At 73.3% G+C, this 16,939-nt stretch carries 18 protein-coding genes; 12 read left to right on the top strand and 6 right to left on the bottom strand.

Annotated elements, in window-relative coordinates:
* The first annotated feature begins 32 nt into the window (after positions 1-32).
* From KME80_RS36160 to KME80_RS36135, 6 genes are all read left to right on the top strand, one after another.
* A complete protein-coding gene (locus tag KME80_RS36160; protein ID WP_219511553.1) occupies positions 33-1,424 on the top strand; it encodes an amino acid permease in 1,392 nt (463 codons plus the stop codon).
* 55 nt (positions 1,425-1,479) lie between these two features.
* Positions 1,480-2,028, top strand: coding sequence for a DUF305 domain-containing protein (locus KME80_RS36155; protein ID WP_219511552.1), 549 nt, complete (start codon positions 1,480-1,482; stop codon positions 2,026-2,028).
* Between the two features lie 124 nt (positions 2,029-2,152).
* A complete protein-coding gene (locus KME80_RS36150) occupies positions 2,153-3,205 on the top strand; it encodes an iron-siderophore ABC transporter substrate-binding protein (RefSeq protein WP_219511551.1) in 1,053 nt (350 codons plus the stop codon).
* A gap of 47 nt (positions 3,206-3,252) precedes the next feature.
* Complete coding sequence (locus KME80_RS36145; RefSeq protein WP_219511550.1) at positions 3,253-4,296, top strand: FecCD family ABC transporter permease; 1,044 nt, start codon at positions 3,253-3,255, stop codon at positions 4,294-4,296.
* A complete protein-coding gene (locus KME80_RS36140; protein WP_219511549.1) occupies positions 4,293-5,318 on the top strand; it encodes a FecCD family ABC transporter permease in 1,026 nt (341 codons plus the stop codon). The genes KME80_RS36145 and KME80_RS36140 overlap by 4 nt, the downstream gene beginning before the upstream one ends.
* Entirely contained in the window at positions 5,297-6,100 is an 804-nt protein-coding gene (locus tag KME80_RS36135; protein ID WP_219511546.1) for an ABC transporter ATP-binding protein, read from the top strand. The genes KME80_RS36140 and KME80_RS36135 overlap by 22 nt, the downstream gene beginning before the upstream one ends.
* 26 nt (positions 6,101-6,126) lie before the next feature.
* Here KME80_RS36135 and KME80_RS36130 read toward each other — a convergent pair whose 3' ends face one another.
* Positions 6,127-6,408: a metal-sensitive transcriptional regulator gene (locus KME80_RS36130; protein ID WP_219511544.1), complete on the bottom strand. Its 282-nt coding sequence runs from the start codon at positions 6,406-6,408 to the stop codon at positions 6,127-6,129.
* Between the two features lie 99 nt (positions 6,409-6,507).
* On the opposite strand from KME80_RS36130, the gene KME80_RS36125 reads away from it, so the two are divergent.
* Positions 6,508-7,110 carry a TetR/AcrR family transcriptional regulator gene (locus tag KME80_RS36125; protein ID WP_219511543.1) on the top strand — a complete coding sequence of 201 codons (603 nt, stop codon included), beginning with the start codon at positions 6,508-6,510 and terminating at the stop codon, positions 7,108-7,110.
* 81 nt (positions 7,111-7,191) lie between these two features.
* A complete protein-coding gene (locus KME80_RS36120; RefSeq protein ID WP_219511541.1) occupies positions 7,192-8,700 on the top strand; it encodes an MFS transporter in 1,509 nt (502 codons plus the stop codon).
* A gap of 42 nt (positions 8,701-8,742) precedes the next feature.
* On the opposite strand, the gene KME80_RS36115 is transcribed toward KME80_RS36120, so the two are convergent.
* The gene (locus KME80_RS36115; protein ID WP_219511540.1) at positions 8,743-9,702 is read right to left on the bottom strand and encodes a lytic transglycosylase domain-containing protein; all 960 of its coding nucleotides are present in this window, start codon (positions 9,700-9,702) and stop codon (positions 8,743-8,745) included.
* Positions 9,703-9,729: 27 nt separating this feature from the next.
* On the bottom strand, positions 9,730-10,428 hold the full coding sequence (locus KME80_RS36110) for a helix-turn-helix transcriptional regulator (RefSeq protein ID WP_219511539.1): 699 nt from the start codon (positions 10,426-10,428) through the stop codon (positions 9,730-9,732).
* A gap of 97 nt (positions 10,429-10,525) precedes the next feature.
* Here KME80_RS36110 and KME80_RS36105 point away from each other — a divergent pair, with 97 nt between their 5' ends.
* The 3 genes from KME80_RS36105 to KME80_RS36095 are packed head-to-tail and all read left to right on the top strand — an operon-like array spanning position 10,526 to position 11,809.
* Complete coding sequence (locus KME80_RS36105) at positions 10,526-11,023, top strand: DUF2231 domain-containing protein (RefSeq protein WP_219511538.1); 498 nt, start codon at positions 10,526-10,528, stop codon at positions 11,021-11,023.
* A gap of 32 nt (positions 11,024-11,055) precedes the next feature.
* Positions 11,056-11,445: a hypothetical protein gene (locus KME80_RS36100; RefSeq protein ID WP_219511537.1), complete on the top strand. Its 390-nt coding sequence runs from the start codon at positions 11,056-11,058 to the stop codon at positions 11,443-11,445.
* Between the two features lie 7 nt (positions 11,446-11,452).
* Entirely contained in the window at positions 11,453-11,809 is a 357-nt protein-coding gene (locus KME80_RS36095) for an ArsC/Spx/MgsR family protein (RefSeq protein WP_219511535.1), read from the top strand.
* A gap of 57 nt (positions 11,810-11,866) precedes the next feature.
* Here the strand turns inward: KME80_RS36095 and KME80_RS36090 are convergent, their stop codons facing one another.
* The 3 genes from KME80_RS36090 to KME80_RS36080 all read right to left on the bottom strand — a co-directional run bounded on the left by KME80_RS36090 (position 11,867) and on the right by KME80_RS36080 (position 16,478).
* Positions 11,867-14,782, bottom strand: coding sequence for a M36 family metallopeptidase (locus tag KME80_RS36090; protein ID WP_308126072.1), 2,916 nt, complete (start codon positions 14,780-14,782; stop codon positions 11,867-11,869).
* 149 nt (positions 14,783-14,931) lie between these two features.
* Positions 14,932-15,762: an NAD(P)H-binding protein gene (locus KME80_RS36085; protein ID WP_219511534.1), complete on the bottom strand. Its 831-nt coding sequence runs from the start codon at positions 15,760-15,762 to the stop codon at positions 14,932-14,934.
* 137 nt (positions 15,763-15,899) lie between these two features.
* A complete protein-coding gene (locus KME80_RS36080) occupies positions 15,900-16,478 on the bottom strand; it encodes a CGNR zinc finger domain-containing protein (protein WP_219511530.1) in 579 nt (192 codons plus the stop codon).
* Positions 16,479-16,506: 28 nt separating this feature from the next.
* Here KME80_RS36080 and KME80_RS36075 point away from each other — a divergent pair.
* On the top strand, positions 16,507-16,939 hold a 433-nt coding region (locus KME80_RS36075), incomplete at its 3' end, for an SCO6745 family protein (protein ID WP_443681639.1).

Here is a 16,939-nt window from a genome sequence, read left to right as displayed (position 1 = left end):
CCAGGACACATCTGGCTGGTCGGGGGGCTGGCATGGCTTCTTCTCGCGGCATCTTCCGCCGCAAGCCGGTGGAGCAGATCGCGGAGGAGCACGAGGGCGAGCTGTCGCGCTCGCTCGGGCTGTGGCAGCTCACCGCGATCGGCATCGGCGGCATCATCGGCGCGGGCATCTTCGCGCTGGCCGGCGCGGTCGCCAACCAGACGGCGGGGCCCGCCGTGCTGGTGTCGTTCCTGATCGCGGGGGTGGCCAGCGCGGCGGCGGCGTTCTCGTACGCGGAGTTCGCGGGGATGATCCCGAAGGCCGGGTCGGCCTACACCTACGGCTACGCGGTGCTGGGCGAGCTGGTGGGCTGGCTGATCGGGTGGGACCTGCTGCTGGAGTACACGGCGATCGTGGCGGTCGTCGGCATCGGCATATCCGGATATTTCGGGTTTCTGGTGCAGCAGTTGGGGTTCGGGCTGCCCGCCTGGATGCTGGGCGCCCCCGGCACCGGCGAGGGTCACGTCGTCGACCTGTTCGCGGTGCTGCTCTGCCTGCTCATCGCCTTCATGCTGAACCTCGGCATCCGCACCGCCGCCCGGTTCGAGACCATCGTGGTCGTCATCAAGGTCGCCGTGGTGCTGCTGGTCATCGCGGTCGGGTTCTTCCACATCAACACGGCCAACTACTCGCCGTTCTTCCCGTTCGGCATCGGCGGCGCGATCACCGGCGCGGCCACGGTGTTCTTCGCCGTGTTCGGCTACGACGCGATGAGCACCGCCGCCGAGGAGTCGCGCGACGCGCAGCGCCACATGCCCAAGGCGATCATCTACTCGCTCGTCATCTCCATGATCCTGTACGTGCTGGCGACCCTGGTGCTCACCGGCATGCAGAACTACCGCGACATCGACCCCGAGAGCGGCTTCTCCTCGGCGTTCGCGGCGGTCGGGCTGTCCGGGCTGGCGACGGTGATCGCGGTGGGGGCGATCGTCGGCATCCTGACCGTCATGTTCACCTTCATGCTGGGGGTGACGCGGGTCTGGTTCTCGATGAGCCGCGACGGGCTGCTGCCGCTGTGGTTCGCCAAGGTGCACCCGGTACGGCGGGTGCCGTCGCGGGTCACCTGGATCGTGGGCGCCGCCTCGGCGGTGATCGCCGGGTTCCTGCCGATCCGGGAGGCGGCCGAGCTGACCAACATCGGCATCCTGCTGGCGTTCGTGGTGGTGTGCGTGGCGGTGATCGTGCTGCGCTACCGGCAGCCGGACCTGCCCCGCCAGTTCCGCACGCCGGGGATGCCCGTGGTGCCGGCCATCGGGGTCGTCTTCTCCCTGTGGCTGATCACCTTCCTGGACCCGATGACCTGGCTGCGCTTCGCCGTCTGGTTCGCGATCGGGCTGGTCATCTACTTCGCCTACAGCCGCCGCCACTCCGCGTTGAACGGCTGAGGGGCCGAACCGGGCGGCGTCCGCGTGCGTACCTCCTGCAAAGCCCCTGGAGGTCATGATGCTGAAGGCCGTTCTCGTCCGGGTCGCGGCGGTCGTGGCGCTCGCGGCCGGCTGCTCGCCGGCCGCGGGCGCGCCCGCCCCGCAGGCGGGGTACACGGAAGCCGACGTGCGCTTCTCCCAGGAGATGATCCCCCATCACCGGCAGACGATCGCGCTGGCGAAGCTGGCCGCCGAGCGCACCCGCGACACGTACGTGCGCGAGCTCGGCGAGTCGCTGGCCGAGGGGGAGCAGGCGGAGATCGACCTGATGGCCTCCTGGCTGCGCGTGTGGGGGCGGGCCGTGCCCGAGGACCACGGCTCCGCGCACGCCATGCCCGGCATGCTGCCGCCCGAGCAGGTCGCCGAGCTGGCGCGCACCTCGGGCGAGGCGTTCGACCGCAAGTGGCTGCCGGTGATCGTGGATCATCTGGAGGCCGGCGTGCGGATGGCCGAGACCGTGGAGGCCGAGGGGGCGCACCGGGAGACGGCCGAGCTCGCCGAGGAGATCGCCGAGAGCCAGCAGGCCCGGATCGACGAGATCGTCACCCGCAAGACCCCCGTTTGATGACGAAGCGGACAGTAGGTTAGGCTTGCCTAAGTGTTGAAGGTCAGTTGGTGACCCGCGCTGGCCCCACCTTTCCTCCGTGATGTGGACGTGGCCGCGCGCGTCCACGGAACAAGGAACATTCATGCAGTTCAGGCTCCCCCGGGTGCGCGTGTCCGCGCTCCTGTTGTCCGCGGCCCTGCTGGTCGTCACCGGCTGCGGCTCCACCGAGCCGCCGGCCGCCGCGCCCGCCCCGACCGGGAGCGTCGGCGGCGGGGACACCGCCGGCGCCTTCCCGGTGACGATCGACAGCGCGCTCGGCCAGGCGACGATCACCGAGCAGCCGCAGCGGGTCGTCACCCTCGGCCAGGGCTCGGCGGAGACCGCGATCGCGCTCGGCCACACCCCCGTCGGCATCGAGAGCTACCCGTGGGGCAGCGACAAGACCGGCTACCTGCCGTGGATCCACGAGGCCGTGACCAAGGCCGGCGGCACCCTGCCCAAGCAGTTCGCCGGCGGCGAGAACATCGACTTCGACACGATCGTCGAGCTCGACCCGGACGTCATCCTGGCCCCGTGGTCCGGCATCACGCAGGAGCAGTACGACATCCTCAAGGACATCGCGCCGACCGTGGCCTACCCGGACCTGGCGTGGAGCACCAACTGGGACCAGCAGATCGAGATCGTCGCCAAGGCACTGGGCAAGCCCGCCGAGGCCCCCAAGCTGATCGCCTCGGTCAAGAAGCAGCTCGCCGACGCCGCGGCCACCCGCCCGCAGTACAAGGACGTCACCTTCTCCTACATCTACACCTCCGGCCCCGGCACGCTCGGCGTGTTCAAGCCCGAGGAGCAGCGGGTGGAGATGGTCTCCTCGCTCGGCCTCACCGTGGACCCGGTGGTCGACACCTTCAAGGAGACCGAGGGCACCGACTCGGCGCTGATCGGCCTGGAGAACGCCCAGAAGCTCGCCAAGAGCGACCTGGTCTTCACCTTCTACACCGACGAGAAGACCCGCAAGGAGATCGAGGCGCAGAAGCTGTACGCGGCGATCCCGGCGGTCAAGCGCGGCGCCGTGGTGGCCAGCGACGACACCCCGTTCGTCACCGCGTCGTCGATCATCAACCCGCTGACCGTGCCGTGGGTGATCGACCGCTACCTGCCGCTGATCGACGAGGCCGTCGCCAAGCTGGACAAGTAACCCGTACCGGTTGAGGACGCCCGCCCCCACATGACGACCACCCCCACATGACGCTCACAGCACGCACCGCGCCGGGCGGCGCGGGCCCGGGGAGCACCCGCGCCCGCGTCGCCCGGCCGCTGTTCTTCCTGCTCGCCTCGCTGGCCGTGCTGGCGTTCGCCGTGCTCGCCAGCGTCGCGTTCGGCAGCCATCCCACCTCGATCGGCGACGTGCTGGCCGTGCTCGACGGCACCGCCGACGCCAACACGACCACGGTGATCGAGAGCCGCTACCCGCGCACCGCGCTCGGCCTGCTCGCCGGGCTCTGCCTGGCCGTCGCCGGGACGCTCATGCAGGGCATCACCCGCAACCCGCTGGCCGACCCCAGCCTGCTCGGCATCACCGCGGGCGCGTCGGCGGGCATCGTGTCCGCCACCGCGTTCCTCGGCGTGTCGGGGCAGTGGGGCGCGGTGTGGTGGGCGCTGCCGGGCGCGCTGCTCGCCGGGCTGCTCGTGCACGTCATCGGGTCGGCCGGGTCGGGGGCCGGGCTGGTGCGGCTGGTCCTGGCGGGCGCCGTCGTCACCGCCGTCCTCACCGCGTACGTGCAGGCCGTGACGCTCGGGCTGCCGCGCGTCTTCGACAGCTACCGCTACTGGGTGGTGGGCGCGCTCGGCGGCCGGGACTTCGACGTGCTGCTGTCGGTGCTGCCGCTGGCGGGGCTCGGCCTGCTCGTCGCGGTGCTGATCGCGCCGGGGCTGAACGCGCTCGCGCTCGGTGACGAGACCGCGGCCGCCCTCGGCACCAGCCCCGCCGCCATGCGGGCCGGCGGGCTGCTGGCCTCGACGCTGCTGTGCGCGGCGGCGACCGCGGCCGTCGGCCCGATCGGCTTCGTCGGCCTGGCCGTGCCGCACATCGTGCGGGCGCTGGCCGGCGTGGGCTTCCGCGCCCAGATCGTGTTCTCCGCGATCGTCGGCCCGGCCCTGCTGCTGCTCGCCGACGTCGCGGGCCGGCTGGTGCTGCGCCCGCAGGAGCTGATGGTCGGCGTCGTCACCGCGTTCGTCGGCGCCCCCGCGCTGCTGCTGGCCGTACGCAGGATGAAGGGCAACGCATGACGGTCGTCAGGATCGGACGGGTGATCGCCGTCCCCGTCGGGCGGGCCGGCGCCGTCGCCGCCGCCGCGGTCGTGGCGCTCGTCGCCGTGGCCGCCGTCGCCACCCTGTCACTGGGACGGCTCGGCATCCCCGTCGCCGACCTGCCGCAGGCGCTGTTCGGCGGGGCCGAGGGCAAGGCGGCGTTCGTGCTGGGCCGGCTGCGCGGGCCGCGCCTGGTCGTGGGCATCGGCACCGGGGCCGCGCTGGGCCTGTCGGGCGCGCTGTTCCAGACCGTGACGCGCAACCCGCTCGGCAGCCCGGACGTGATCGGCGTCTCCGCCGGCGCGGGCGCGGGCGCCGCGTCCGCCGCGCTGTTCCTGCCCGGCCTGCTGCCGGTGCCGCTCGGCGCGCTCGCGGGCGCCGTGCTCGCCATGGCCGTCGTGTACGTCTCCACCGGGACGGGGTTCCAGAACCCGGGCCGCCTCATCGTGGCCGGGATCGGCGTCTCGGCGATCTCCGTGGCCCTCACCCAGTACGTCGTCTACGCCGTCGAACGGGACAAGGCGACCGTGCTCATGGCCTACCTCAACGGCAGCCTGTCGGCCCGGTCCTGGGACCACGCGGTCACGATCTGGCTGGTGGTGCTGGTGTGCGCGCCGCTCGTGGCGCTGCTGGCCCGCCGCCTGGACATGACGGAGCTGGGCGACGAGCTGGCCGCCGGGCTCGGCGCGGAGCCCGGCCCCACCAGGACCGCCGCCGTGACGCTGTCGGTCGTGCTGTCGGCCGCCGCCGTCGCCGTCGCCGGGCCGATCGCGTTCATCGCGCTCACCGCACCGCAGATCGCCCGCCGCCTGACCGGCGGCCCCGGCCCCCACCTGCTGCTGTCGGCGCTCGTCGGCACGCTGCTGCTGGTGCTCGCCGACCTGGCCGCCCAGCAGCTGCCCCTCCCGGGCAACCTGCCGGTCGGCGTCTACACGATGGCCGTCGGCGGCCTCTACCTCGGCTACCTGCTGACCCGTGAATGGCGGAAGGGAACACTGTGAGCACTTCGGGGCTGGGCGTCCGGGACGTCACGATCTCCTACGGCGGCGACCCCGTCGTGCGCGACGTCAGCCTGGACATCCCGGACGGCGAGCTCAGCGTGATCATCGGGCCGAACGGCTGCGGCAAGTCGACGCTGCTCAAGTCGCTGGCCCGGGTGCGCAAGCCCGACCGGGGGCAGGTGCTGCTCCACGGCAGGGACCTGTGGTCGTACCGGGGCAGGCAGGCCGCCCGGCACGTCGCGCTGCTGCCGCAGAACCCGGTCGCGCCCGACGGCATCACCGTGCGCGACCTGGTCCGGCGCGGCCGTTACCCGCACCACACGCTGCTGCGCCAGTGGTCGCCCGGCGACGACGCCGCGATCGAGTTCGCGCTGGAGCGCACCGCGCTGCACGACCTCGCCCACGTGCGGGCCACCGAGCTGTCGGGCGGCCAGCGGCAGCGCGCCTGGGTGGCCATGGTGCTCGCCCAGCAGACCGACCTGCTGCTGCTCGACGAGCCGACCACGTTCCTCGACATCGCCCACCAGTATGAGCTGCTGGAGCTGTGCCGGGAGCTGCACGGCGAGGGCCGGACGATCGTGGCCGTGCTGCACGACCTCAACCAGGCCGCCCGATTCGCCTCCCACCTGGTCGTGATGCGCGAGGGGCGGGTGGTCACGCAGGGGCCGCCGGCGGAGGTGCTGACGTCCGAGCTGGTCGCCGACGTGTACGGGCTGCCGTGCGACATCGTGCCCGACCCGCGCACGGCCAGCCCGATGGTGGTGCCGCACGACCGCCGCTGAGCTCCTCCCCGCCCCGGGCCGCCGCGTCAGGACCTGACGAGGCGGGCGATCGCGTCGGAGGCCTCCTTCACCTTGGCCTCGGCCTCGGGGCCGCCCTTGAGCGTCGCCTCGGCCACACAGTGGGCCAGGTGCTCCTCCAGCAGCGAGAGCGCGAAGGACTGCAGCGCGCTGGTGGCCGCCGACACCTGGGTCAGGATGTCGATGCAGTACTTGTCGTCCTCGACCATCCGCTGCAGCCCGCGCACCTGGCCCTCGGCCCGGCGCAGCCGCCGCAGGTGGTCTCCCTTGTTGCCCGTGTATCCGGCCATCGCCCCGTTCCTTTCCGTCGTCCCCGTAGATGACAACATACCCCCTGCCGGTATTCCCCGCAGCCGTTACGGGGCCGGGACGCTCCTAAGCTCGATGACATGGCGACCACCCAGCGACGAACCACCACAGCGCCCGCGCCGCAGCGGCGGGCCGACGCCGAGCGCAACATCGCGGCCATCCTGCACGCCGCGCTCCGCGCGCTGAGCGCCGACCCGGCGGCCAGCGTGGCCGACATCGCCAAGGCCGCGGGCGTGGGACGGGTGACGCTCTACGGCCACTTCCCCTCCCGCGAATCGCTCGTCGACGCCGTGTTCGCGCACGCCATGAGCCAGGCCGAGGCCACGCTGGCGGCCGAGCCGCTCGACGACCTCCCGGCGGCCGAGGCGCTCACGCGGCTCGTCGCGTCCTCCTGGGAGGTGCTCGACCGGCACCGGCGGCTGCTCGTCGCCGCCGACCGCGCCCTGTCGACCGAACGCATCCGCGAGTGGCACGACCAGCCGCTCGCCCGGGTCGAACGGCTCATCGCCCGGGGCCGCGACGAGGGCGCCTTCCGCACCGATCTGCCGGTGTCGTGGCTGGTCAGCACGTTCTTCAGCCTGCTGCACACGGCCGCCCAGGAGATCGAGTCCGGCCGCCTCGACCGGGCCGACGCCGCCGCCGTGCTGAGCGCGACCCTGCTGGGGGCCTTCCGCGCCGCCTGACGCGACTCCGGCTGGACAAGGGGTACGGGGGTATGGTGTCCTGCAACTCGTACACACGTGTTCAGGTTAGGAGTCCGGGCGATGAATGTCCAAAACCCCGTCAGGTGGAGCGTGCTCGCGCTGCTCTGCCTGGCGCAGTTCATGCTGATCGTCGACATCACCGTGGTGCAGGTCGCCCTGCCGAGCATCGGCGCCGACCTGGCGCTCGACCGGGAGGCGCTCACCTGGGTCGTCACCACCTACACGCTCTGCTTCGGCGGGCTCATGGTGCTCGGCGGGCGGCTCGCCGACGCCTTCGGCGCCCGCCGCCTGCTCGTCGCCGGGCTGGCGCTCTTCACCGTCGCCTCCCTGGCCGCCGGCCTTGCGCCGAACGGGCCCGCCCTCATCGCCGGGCGCGCCCTCCAGGGGGTCGGGGCCGCCCTGCTCTCCCCCGCCGCCCTGTCGATCATCACCACCGCCTACCACGGCGACCGGCGCAACCGCGCCCTCGCCGTGTGGGCCGCCATCGGCGGCTCCGGCGCCGCCGCCGGCGTCCTGCTCGGCGGCCTCCTCACCGCCGGGCCCGGCTGGACCTGGGCGTTCTACGTGAACGTCCCCATCGGCCTGGCCGTCCTCGCGATCCTCCCCTCCCGCCTCCCCGTACGCGCCCCCGCCCCGGCACACCACGCCGCGCACAGCACGGCCGGCACCCACGCCGGGGCTGCCCACGGGCACGGGCACGGCACGCACGGCGGGCACACCGCGCATGGGGCGCACGGTGGGGGTCGAGGCCGGGTGGACGTGGTCGGGGGGCTGGTGGTCACCGGGGCCACCGGGCTGCTGATCTACGGGCTGACCAGGGCCGGGGAGGTGGGCTGGGGCTCGGCGGGGACGCTATGGGTGCTGGCCGCCGCCGTGGCCGGGTATGCGGCGTTCGTGGTCGTGGAGCGGAAGGTGCGGGCGCCGCTGATGCGGGCCGAGACGCTGGCCCGGCGGCCGGTGCTGTCGGGGATGTTCGTGATGCTGATGGCCACGGCGTCGATGCTGGGCCTGTTCTTCCTCAGCTCGCTCTACCTGCAGCATGTCCGCGGGTTCAGCCCGCTGGAGACGGGGCTGGTGTTCCTGCCGGTGGCGGTGGCCATCACGGCGGGCGCGCACGTGGCGGGCCGGCTGGTGGGGCGGATCGGCGGCCGGCCGGTCGCCGTGGCGGCGTTCGCGCTGACCGCCGCCGGGGCCGGGCTGATGGCGCAGGTGTCCGCCGACGGGAACGTGTTCACGACGTTGCTGCCGGGGTTCGTGGTGGCGGCGTTCGGGATCGGCCCGGCGTTCGTGACGGCGACGAGCACGACGATGGCGAACGTCTCCCCTGCCGAGTCCGGTGTGGCGTCCGGGGTGGTGAACACGTTCCACGAGCTGGGCGGGTCGATCGGCGTCGCGCTGGTGTCGTCGGCGGCTGCCGCGGCGCTCGCTCCGGGCGGTGACGTGTCGGGGTTCGCCACCGCGCTGACGGCCGTCGCGGTTGCCGCGCTGGTGGCGGCGGCGGTGTCGCTCCTGCTCGTGCCCCCGGGCCGCCCGTCGGGCGCCTTCGTGGGCCACGGCCACGGGCACTGACTTGCGGCACTGACCAGGGGTACTGACCGGCGGCACTGCTGGTCAGGGGCCGGTGATGCGTCGTTCGCCCTTGGTGGTGATCACGTACACCTGCCAGTTGTAGTAGACCAGGTAGTTGCGCGGGTCGCGTTTGATCTGCTTGGCGTGCAGCAGGATCGCGTCCACGTACGCCTGCGACGGGTTGTAGGCGTGCAGCGCCCGCTGGTAGTCGCGGGGCGCGCCGGTGGCGCGCAGGTAGTTGGCCGCCGCCATGACGGCGTCGCGGGTGTCCTGGATGTCGCCGCCCATCCCGTACGCCTTCCAGGTCGCGGGCATGAACTGCATCGGGCCCTGGGCGCCGACGTGGCTGGCGGAGCGGACCCTGCCGAACTTCGTCTCGGCGAACATCACCGCCGCCAGCACTTCCCACTCCACGCCGAAGCGCCGCTCGGCCTTCTTGAAGTAGCCGCGCAGCTCGCTCGCGGGCCGGGCGGGGCGGACCTTGATGACGCCGGTGCCCTTGACGGGGTGGGCGAGGGAGAGCAGTTCGCGGATGGCGGCGGTGTTGTCCCTGGCCTCGGCGGCGAGCCGGGCGGGCAGGCGGGCGAAGGCGCGAGCGGCGAGCTTGGGGTGGCGGGCGGTGTGGCGGTAGATGCGCTGCTGGTGGAGGGCGAGCAGTTCGACGTCGCGGGGCGGCTCGCCGTCGCCGTCCCAGGCGTCGACGGCGTCGGCGAGCGCGGCGCTGGTCCGTTTCAGGGCCTTGGCGAGCTCGGCGGCGTCGCCCGGGATGGGCTCGTCCGGGTCGGGGAGGTCGAGCGCGGCCGGATCCCCCGACGGGCTCGCCGATGCCGAAGCCGACGCTGATGCCGAGGCCGACTGCTGCGGCTGCGGGGAGGCCGATGACGGGTCGGCCCGGGGCGCCGTGCGTGGTTCGGCTCCGCAGCCTGCGGCGGCGGCCATGAGGACGGCCGCCGTGAGGGCGGAGACGAGGGCGGGCGGGGCGTGGCTCGGGCGTACCTCCATGACGGGCCAACCTACCCAACCCGGGCGTCAGCCCGCGGGCGGGGCCGCGCCGAGCTCCACGCAGCAGGCGCCCTCGCGGGGGCGCAGGGCGGCGTCGACGGCGGAGGCGCCGAGCCCGTCGAGGAACGCGGCCAGGAACGCGTGGTTGATCGCGCACACCAGGTCGGGGTCCTCGGCGGCCAGCGGGTGGAACGGGCAGTTGCGCAGCCGCATGAGCGTCGGCGTGACGCGGTCGGGCTCGAAGCCGTGGCTTTCGAGGGTCTGCGCGGCGCAGGTGAGCGCCCGTTCGGCGCCGAGACGGCCGGGTTTGAGCCGGTCGCGTTCGGCCTCGCCGAGTGCCCGGCCGCGCAGCCCGGCGACGCGGAGCGCAGCGTCGCGGCCCGGCTCGCCGGGGGCCTGGGCCCGTACGGCCTCCAGGAGGATGGCGGCGAGCAGGCCGTGCTCGCGCTGCGGGATGCTGACGCGCACGTCGAGCCCGGCGGGCTCGTAGACCTTGGGGGCGCGGCCGACGCGGCGGGCGCCGGACGGCTGCGCGTAGCGGGCGGTGAGCAGGCCGACGTCGACGAGCTTGTCGAGGTGGAAGGCGGCGAGCTTGCGGGAGATGCCGACGCTGGCGGCGGCCTCGTCGCGGGTCACGGGCGTCCCGGCGCGGCGGATGAAGTCGTACATGCGGCGGCGCAGGTCGTCGCCGAGCGCCGCGACGGCGTCAAGCGAGGGTTGGCTCACAATCCGAGAATAACACCCATTCCTGTACGTCAATCCCAGCCTATTGACGGGTGCGCGGAGTTTCACTAAAACTCGTTGGTGAAATAGGAGGTGGGCCATGTCCAGTCCGCTGTTCCGGGCCAAGCGTCCCTCGACGCCGCTCGCGGGGCCGTACGGGCATCCGCTGCATCCGATGCTGGTGACCGTGCCGATCGGCGCATGGGTGACGAGCCTGGTCTTCGACCTGGCCTCGCTCGTGACCGGTGACGCGGGGTTCCTGGCGAAGGGAGCGCTCTGGCTGATCGCGATCGGCGTGATCGGCGCCCTGGCGGCGGCCGCGTTCGGGTTCCTCGACTTCCTGGCCATCGAGCCCGGCACCGCGGCCTACCGCACGGCGCTGGCGCACATGGGGCTGACCCTGACCGTCACCGCCGTGTTCGGGGCGGCGTGGGCGTGGCGTCTGCCCGGTGACGCGGTGGGCGCGGGCCAGCTCGCGCTGTCGGCGGCCGGGCTGGCCGGGCTGGCGGCGGGGACCCTGGGCGGCAGGCTCGCCTACCGGTACGGCGTCCGGGTGGCCGACGAGGTCACGCAGGCCGAAGGCTTCCGTCAATCGTGACGAGGAGCAATCGTGAGAAGGAGTAGGACACCATGAGCACCACAGCGCTCGTCACCTGGGTCGTCACCGCGCTCGGCGGGTTCTTCATGCTGGGGCGCTGGCTCTCGCGCCGTCGCGGCGGCGCCTCCGGCCGCTTCCCCGTCCCCGTCGTCTCCGGCCACTTCCTGCTGGCCGCCGCCGGCCTCGTCGTCTGGATCGCCTACCTGGTGACCGGCGCGACGGCGCTGGCCTGGGCGGCGCTCGTCATCCTGGTCCCGGTGGCGCTGCTCGGCTTCGTCCTGCTGGCCCGGTGGATCCCGGCGCGCGGCACGGCGGAGCCCGAGGCGGCCATCCCGGTGGCCGTCGTCGTCGCGCACGGCGTGTTCGCCGTCGCCACGCTGGTGCTCGTCCTGCTCACCGCGGTGGCCGCGGCCGGGGGATGATTCCGGCATGGAGATCTGGATCAACCCCGCCTGCTCGAAGTGCCGTTCCGCGCTGTCGGTGCTGGACGCGGAGCGGGCCGCGTACACCGTGCGCCGCTACCTGGACGACCCGCCCACGGAGGGCGAGATCCGGCAGGTGCTGGCCCGGCTGGGCCTCGAACCGTGGGACATCACCCGCACCGGCGAGCCCCGCGCGGCGGAGCTGGGCCTGGACGACTGGCCGCGCGACGCCGGCAGCCGCGACCGCTGGGTCGCGGCGCTGGCGGCGAACCCGATCCTCCTCCAGCGGCCCATCATCACGGCCGAGGACGGCCCCACGGTGATCGCCCGCACGGAGGAGGCGGTCCGGTCCGCACTGGGCTGACGCACTGGGCTGAGCCGGACGGGGTGAGGCCCGCGCGGGCCTCACCCCCTGGGTTCTCTAGTACGAGTACGCCTGGAACTCGGCGGCCCGCACCTGGTCCCGCTGCGGGCTGGCCGTGGCGCAGTCCGTCGCGGAGTTGGGATCGGCGTCCTGCTCGCCGGCGTAGAGCGGGTTGCCGGTGCACTGGGTGGTGAGCGTGCGGAGCATCAGGTGCGTCGCCGTCGTGGCGGGCACCCGGAACGACTCGATGAGCAGATCGGCGCCCCGGGGCCGCGGCAGCGCGGTCCGGAACGCGTCCGCGGGGCTGGTGTAGATCTTCGTGAAGTTCGCCGGGTCCGCGCAGTCCTGCTGGCAGGCGAGCACCTCGAAGGAGCGCAGCGCGGAGAACCGGTTCTGGCCGCCCGGGTCGGCGGGGTCGCCGACGTTGGGCCTGAGCATCGCGCTCACCTGGACCCGGCGGATCTTGACGGGCTCGTCGCCCGCCAGGTCCACCGTGACCGCTTTGCCCGCCGGGGCGCCGGTCAGCGAGGCCCAGTTCGTCGCCTCGGTCTCGTCGATCAGCTTGGCGTGGTTGACGCCGTCGCCGGTGGCGGCGGCGCCGGCGGACGCGGAGGCGTGGTTGCGGGTCAGCGGCAGCGGGAGCGGCAGCGTCACGCCGCCGACCACGACGAACTTCAGCCGCCGGTGCCCGAACCCGGCACCGGCGACCACGAAGTCGTAGACGCCGGGCGTCATCGTGACGGTGTCGCCCAGCTCGGTGGCCGGATCGGTGTCGGCGACCGGGACCGCGCGGGCCTCGTAGTCGCCGACGTAGAGCCGCAACGCCGCGTCCTTCGCCTCGCCGAGCGGCTTGAGCCGCAGCTTGCCGTTCTTGCCCTCGGGGTCGGCGAAGCTGGGCACCGGGTCGGGGTCGTTCGGCCCGTTGCTGGACGCGCCCTCGCCCAGGCCGTGCTCGGCGAACGCGCGCCACATGATGTCGTGGTTCTTGCCGCCGAACCGGATGGTGTCGGCGGCCAGCAGCGCGTCACGGTGGTCGACGTAGCTGACCGCGCCGGACGCCATGAGCAGCAGCGCGTCGAACGACAGCTGCGCCCAGCGCCGGTTGCCCGGGCAGCGCTCGACCGGGGTCCGGCCGTCGGCGCACGCCTTCTGCTGCCCGGCGCTGCCCTTGCCGTAGCGCTTGACGAACGCGGCGCGCACGTCGTACTGGGTGGCGGTCCAGATCTCGCCGTCGGCGTGCACCTGCTGGCCGACGATGTCGTAGGCGACGTCGCTGTAGTTGAGCGGCGACTTCGACATGTCGTAGTTGCGGATGCCGCGCGTGGCGTCGCCGGTGACGTACCCGCCGGTGACGTACGGGGTGTCGCCGCGCGGACGGAACCCGTACTCGAACAGGTACTCCATGGCGAACAGGTCGGAGGTGCTCTCGTTCATGGCCCCGGCCTGGGCGCCGCTCCAGCCGGCGTTCGGGCCGCCGATCATGCGGCCGGAGATCGCGTGGCTGTACTCGTGCCCGATGACCGACATGTCGTAGTCGCCGTCCACGCAGGGCGCGTAGAAGGCGCCGGCGATCGGCTGCCACAGGTACATGTTCGTGATCGGCGCGACCCCGTCGGGGCCGGTGATCTGGTTGGCGTTGTCGCGCACGCTCAGCACCCGGGCCCCGGCCTGGGCGTTGCCCAGCTCGGGGTCGCCGCCGAGCCCGCCGCGCTCGCCGTTGTCGTCCTGCATGTTCCACGCGGTCTCGGTGAAGCCGAGCCGGTAGGACCAGTCGTGCATGCGGTTGTGCATGGCGTGCAGGTTGGCGATGGACGCCTCGAGGTCGTTCTCGCCCGGCTGGTCGAACACCGCCGGGTCGCACTTGGCCTCGTACCAGGTGTTGCGCCACGGGTAGACGTAGTCGCGGCCGGGCGTGGCCACGTTGGAGCGGGTGCCGACGGTGAACGGGTCGCCGCTGGCCCGGTTCTCGAACGTGTGCGCCGCGTTGCCCTTGCTGGTGCCGGTCGGCGTGCCGGTGGCGTGGTCGACGTCCCACGCCTTGCCGGTGGCCGGGTCGCCGCCGACGACGTAGTCGCAGCCGGGGCCCGCCGCGTGGCACCAGATGTCGCGGGTGTCGGCGGAGGAGTAGTCGGCGGGCGGATTCGCCGGGAACGCCGCCCAGCTCGGGTTGTCCGGGTCGGCGTGGTGGTCGACCAGGTTCTCCCGGACGAGGACGGCGCCGCTGACGGCGTCCACGTGCGTGGTGTACGCGGCGGCCTCCTCCGGGTCGCCGCCGATCAGGACGACCTGGTAGGCGCTGTGCACGCCGTCGGCCGCGGGCACGGCCACCTTGGTGACCTTCTTGGTGGTGGCCTTGGCCAGGTCGATGCCGCCGTCCCGGGCGGCGATCTCCAGCGCCTGCTGCTCGCTGATCGCCGCGGCGGGCGGCGCGGCCGTGTCGCGCGACAGCGACGAGGTGACATGACGGATCTTCCCGCCGGAGACGCCCACGGCCACCATGCCGTCCACACCGGCCGGCAGGTCGCCGAACCGCTGCCGCAGCAGCACGGCGTGGCCCTCGCCGATGGGGTTGACCGCGACGCGTTCGAGCGCGTCCACGGACGCGCCGGACAGGCCGAAGAGCGCCTCGTTGGCCTTCAGGTACGCGCGCGCGGCCTGTTCGGGGTCCGCGCCGAGCCCTTCGGCCAGCGGTTCGGCGCCGGTCACGACGGCCGGGGTGCCGAGCGCGTTCCAGCGGACGCCGTCCGCCGCCGCGCTGCGGGCGACCCCGGCGGGCGGCGGGACCGTGCCCCGCCGGTTGTCCAGGTCGGGCTTGCCGTGGCTCTCGCCCTGGAAGTCGTGGACCTCGGCGGCCTGCGCGCCGGGCTGACCGGTTCCGCCGGGCTCACCGTGGGCGGCGCCTGCCAGGGGCAGGGCCGAGGCCGTCAGGGCGACGACCAGAAGAGTGCTGCGTAACCAGGGTTTTGCTGACACCGTTGTCCTCCTGCACGCCAGAAGGCGCGTGTGCCACGCGCCTCCGCAAGAGGTAACACTCGTTTCATTGCATGACAAGAACTTGTAAAGGGCGAAATATCGGCGTATAGAGGGGCGCGGCCGGGTGCGCGCCCCTCCTCCTTGTTCGCCTACCGCTGCGGGGCGAAGGCGGCGGCGTGCTCGCCCACCCACTGCGCGAACGTCCTGGCCGGGCGGCCCGTGACCTCCTCGACCGTGGGCAGCACCGTGGAGCCGGCCACGGGCGGGTCGGTGCGCACCATGAGGAAGAAGTCCACGTCGTCGTCCGAGTAGCCCTCGGCGCGCCACCGCTCCACCATCTCGTCACGGCTCAGCTCGACGAAGCGCAGCTCGCGGCCCAGCACCTCGCCGATCACGCGCACCTTGTCCGGCGGCGTCAGCGCCTGCGGACCGGTCAGCCAGTACTCCTGGCCCGCGTGGCCGTCGCCGGTCAGCGCGGCGGCGGCCACGGCCGCGATGTCCGCCTCGTGCACCATCGCGCTCCTGGACTCGGCGAACCCGTCACGCACCACCCCCTCGGCGGCGATCGGCCCGGCCCACTCCAGCGCGTTCGACATGAACTCCACCGGCGCCAGGTACGTCCACTCCAGCCCGCCGGCCTCGATCGCCTCCTCCAGCGGGCTCTTGCCCACGCCGCCCTTCAGCACCGTCACCCTGCGCACGCCCGAGCGGAGCGCCAGGTCCACCAGCTCGGGGCCGTTCGCCAGCGGCCGGTAGTCGGAGGCGTCGAAGCTGATCAGGTGAACGGCGGTGACGCCGGCGAACGCGTCGGCGAGACCGCCGGTGTCGGCCAGGTTCCCGGCCACCACCTCCACGCCCGCCGGCAGCCCGGCCTTCGCCGGGTCCCGGGTGAGGGCCCGCACCGGGTGCCCGGCGGCCAGCAGCTGCTCGACCAGCGGGCGGCCGACGTTGCCTGTGGCGCCCGAGACGAGAATGGTCATGAGAGTTCTCCTTCCGTTGCGCCGCCGACGCTAGGAGGGATCGCGGCAGGCTTCCGTCCGCGATCGGCGGCAGGATCCCGGCCATGTCGGGGCGTGGGTGACGGCGTACGGCGGCGGGCGCTCCCGCCGAGGCGGCCTCAGGCGCGGCGGCGGGCCCGGTAGGCGGTGGCCTTGGCGCGGTTCTGGCATGACAGGCCGCAGAACCGGCGTGAGGCGTTGCGGGTGACGTCGTAGAAGACCAGGTCGCAGCCGGCCGCCTCGCACGAGCGCAGCCGCAGGCCCTGGCCGACGCCGATGACCATGGCGAGGGCGGTGCCCGTGCTGGCGGCCCAGGCGTCGACCGGCGCGGCGTCGCGGGCGTGGAAGCCCAGCATGGGCGGGTCCCCGTACAGGCAGGGAACGGCGCCGTGCCGCACGAGCATCGCGTTCAGCCCGGCGACCGCGCCGGGGTCGGCGGTGAACGCCGGGTGCAGTTCGGCGGCGACGGCGGCCAGCGCGGCGGCGTCGGCGGGGACCTGCCCGTGGCCGGGTCCTGCGGCCTCGGCGACTGCGGCCAGGCGCGCGGCGTCGTCGTCGGGCCGCTCGGCGGGGCGGCCCCGGGCCTGGGTGATCACGAAGGTGTTCACCAGGACGGCCGCCAGCTCCACCCATCGCCCGACATAACTGTCTATTTGGGATTGACCAGTGATGCGCCACGCCTCTATCGTCACCGTCATACCTTAACTAGACAGTGAGGATTTCGGCATGTCGAAGCTTGCCCGCAGCATGTGGCACCAGCTTGAGCCCGTCCACGCGATCGTGTACTTCTCGCCGGAGGCGTTCGAGGAGGCGGCGGCGCTCGGCTACGACGTCGAGTCGCGCTGGCCCGCGTACTTCGCCTACCGGCTCGCCCCGCTCGGGGCCGTGGGCGCCCGTTCGGCCGCCTCCGCGTGCTACAGCTTCAGCCCCGGCATGGTCGCCGAGCACGTCCCCGCCGCCTGGGAGACCGCCTCCCCCGCCGACGTGCTGCGGGCCAGGCTCAGGGCGGTGGACCGGACGTACCGGACCCTGCTCGGCGACGCGCTGGACGGCGCGGAGCTGGCGGAGGCCGCCGAGCTGGCCGGTCGCGCCGCCCGGAGCGTGACGGCGGCGGGGCGGGCGCTCGCCCCCCCCGACATGGACCTGCCGTGGCCGGACG

Source organism: Nonomuraea ceibae, from assembly GCF_019396325.1.
In the GTDB taxonomy this organism is placed as follows: Bacteria; Actinomycetota; Actinomycetes; order Streptosporangiales; family Streptosporangiaceae; genus Nonomuraea; species Nonomuraea ceibae.
The sequence above is the reverse complement of the archived record's forward strand: the minus strand, read 5'-3'. Positions and strand labels throughout refer to the sequence as shown.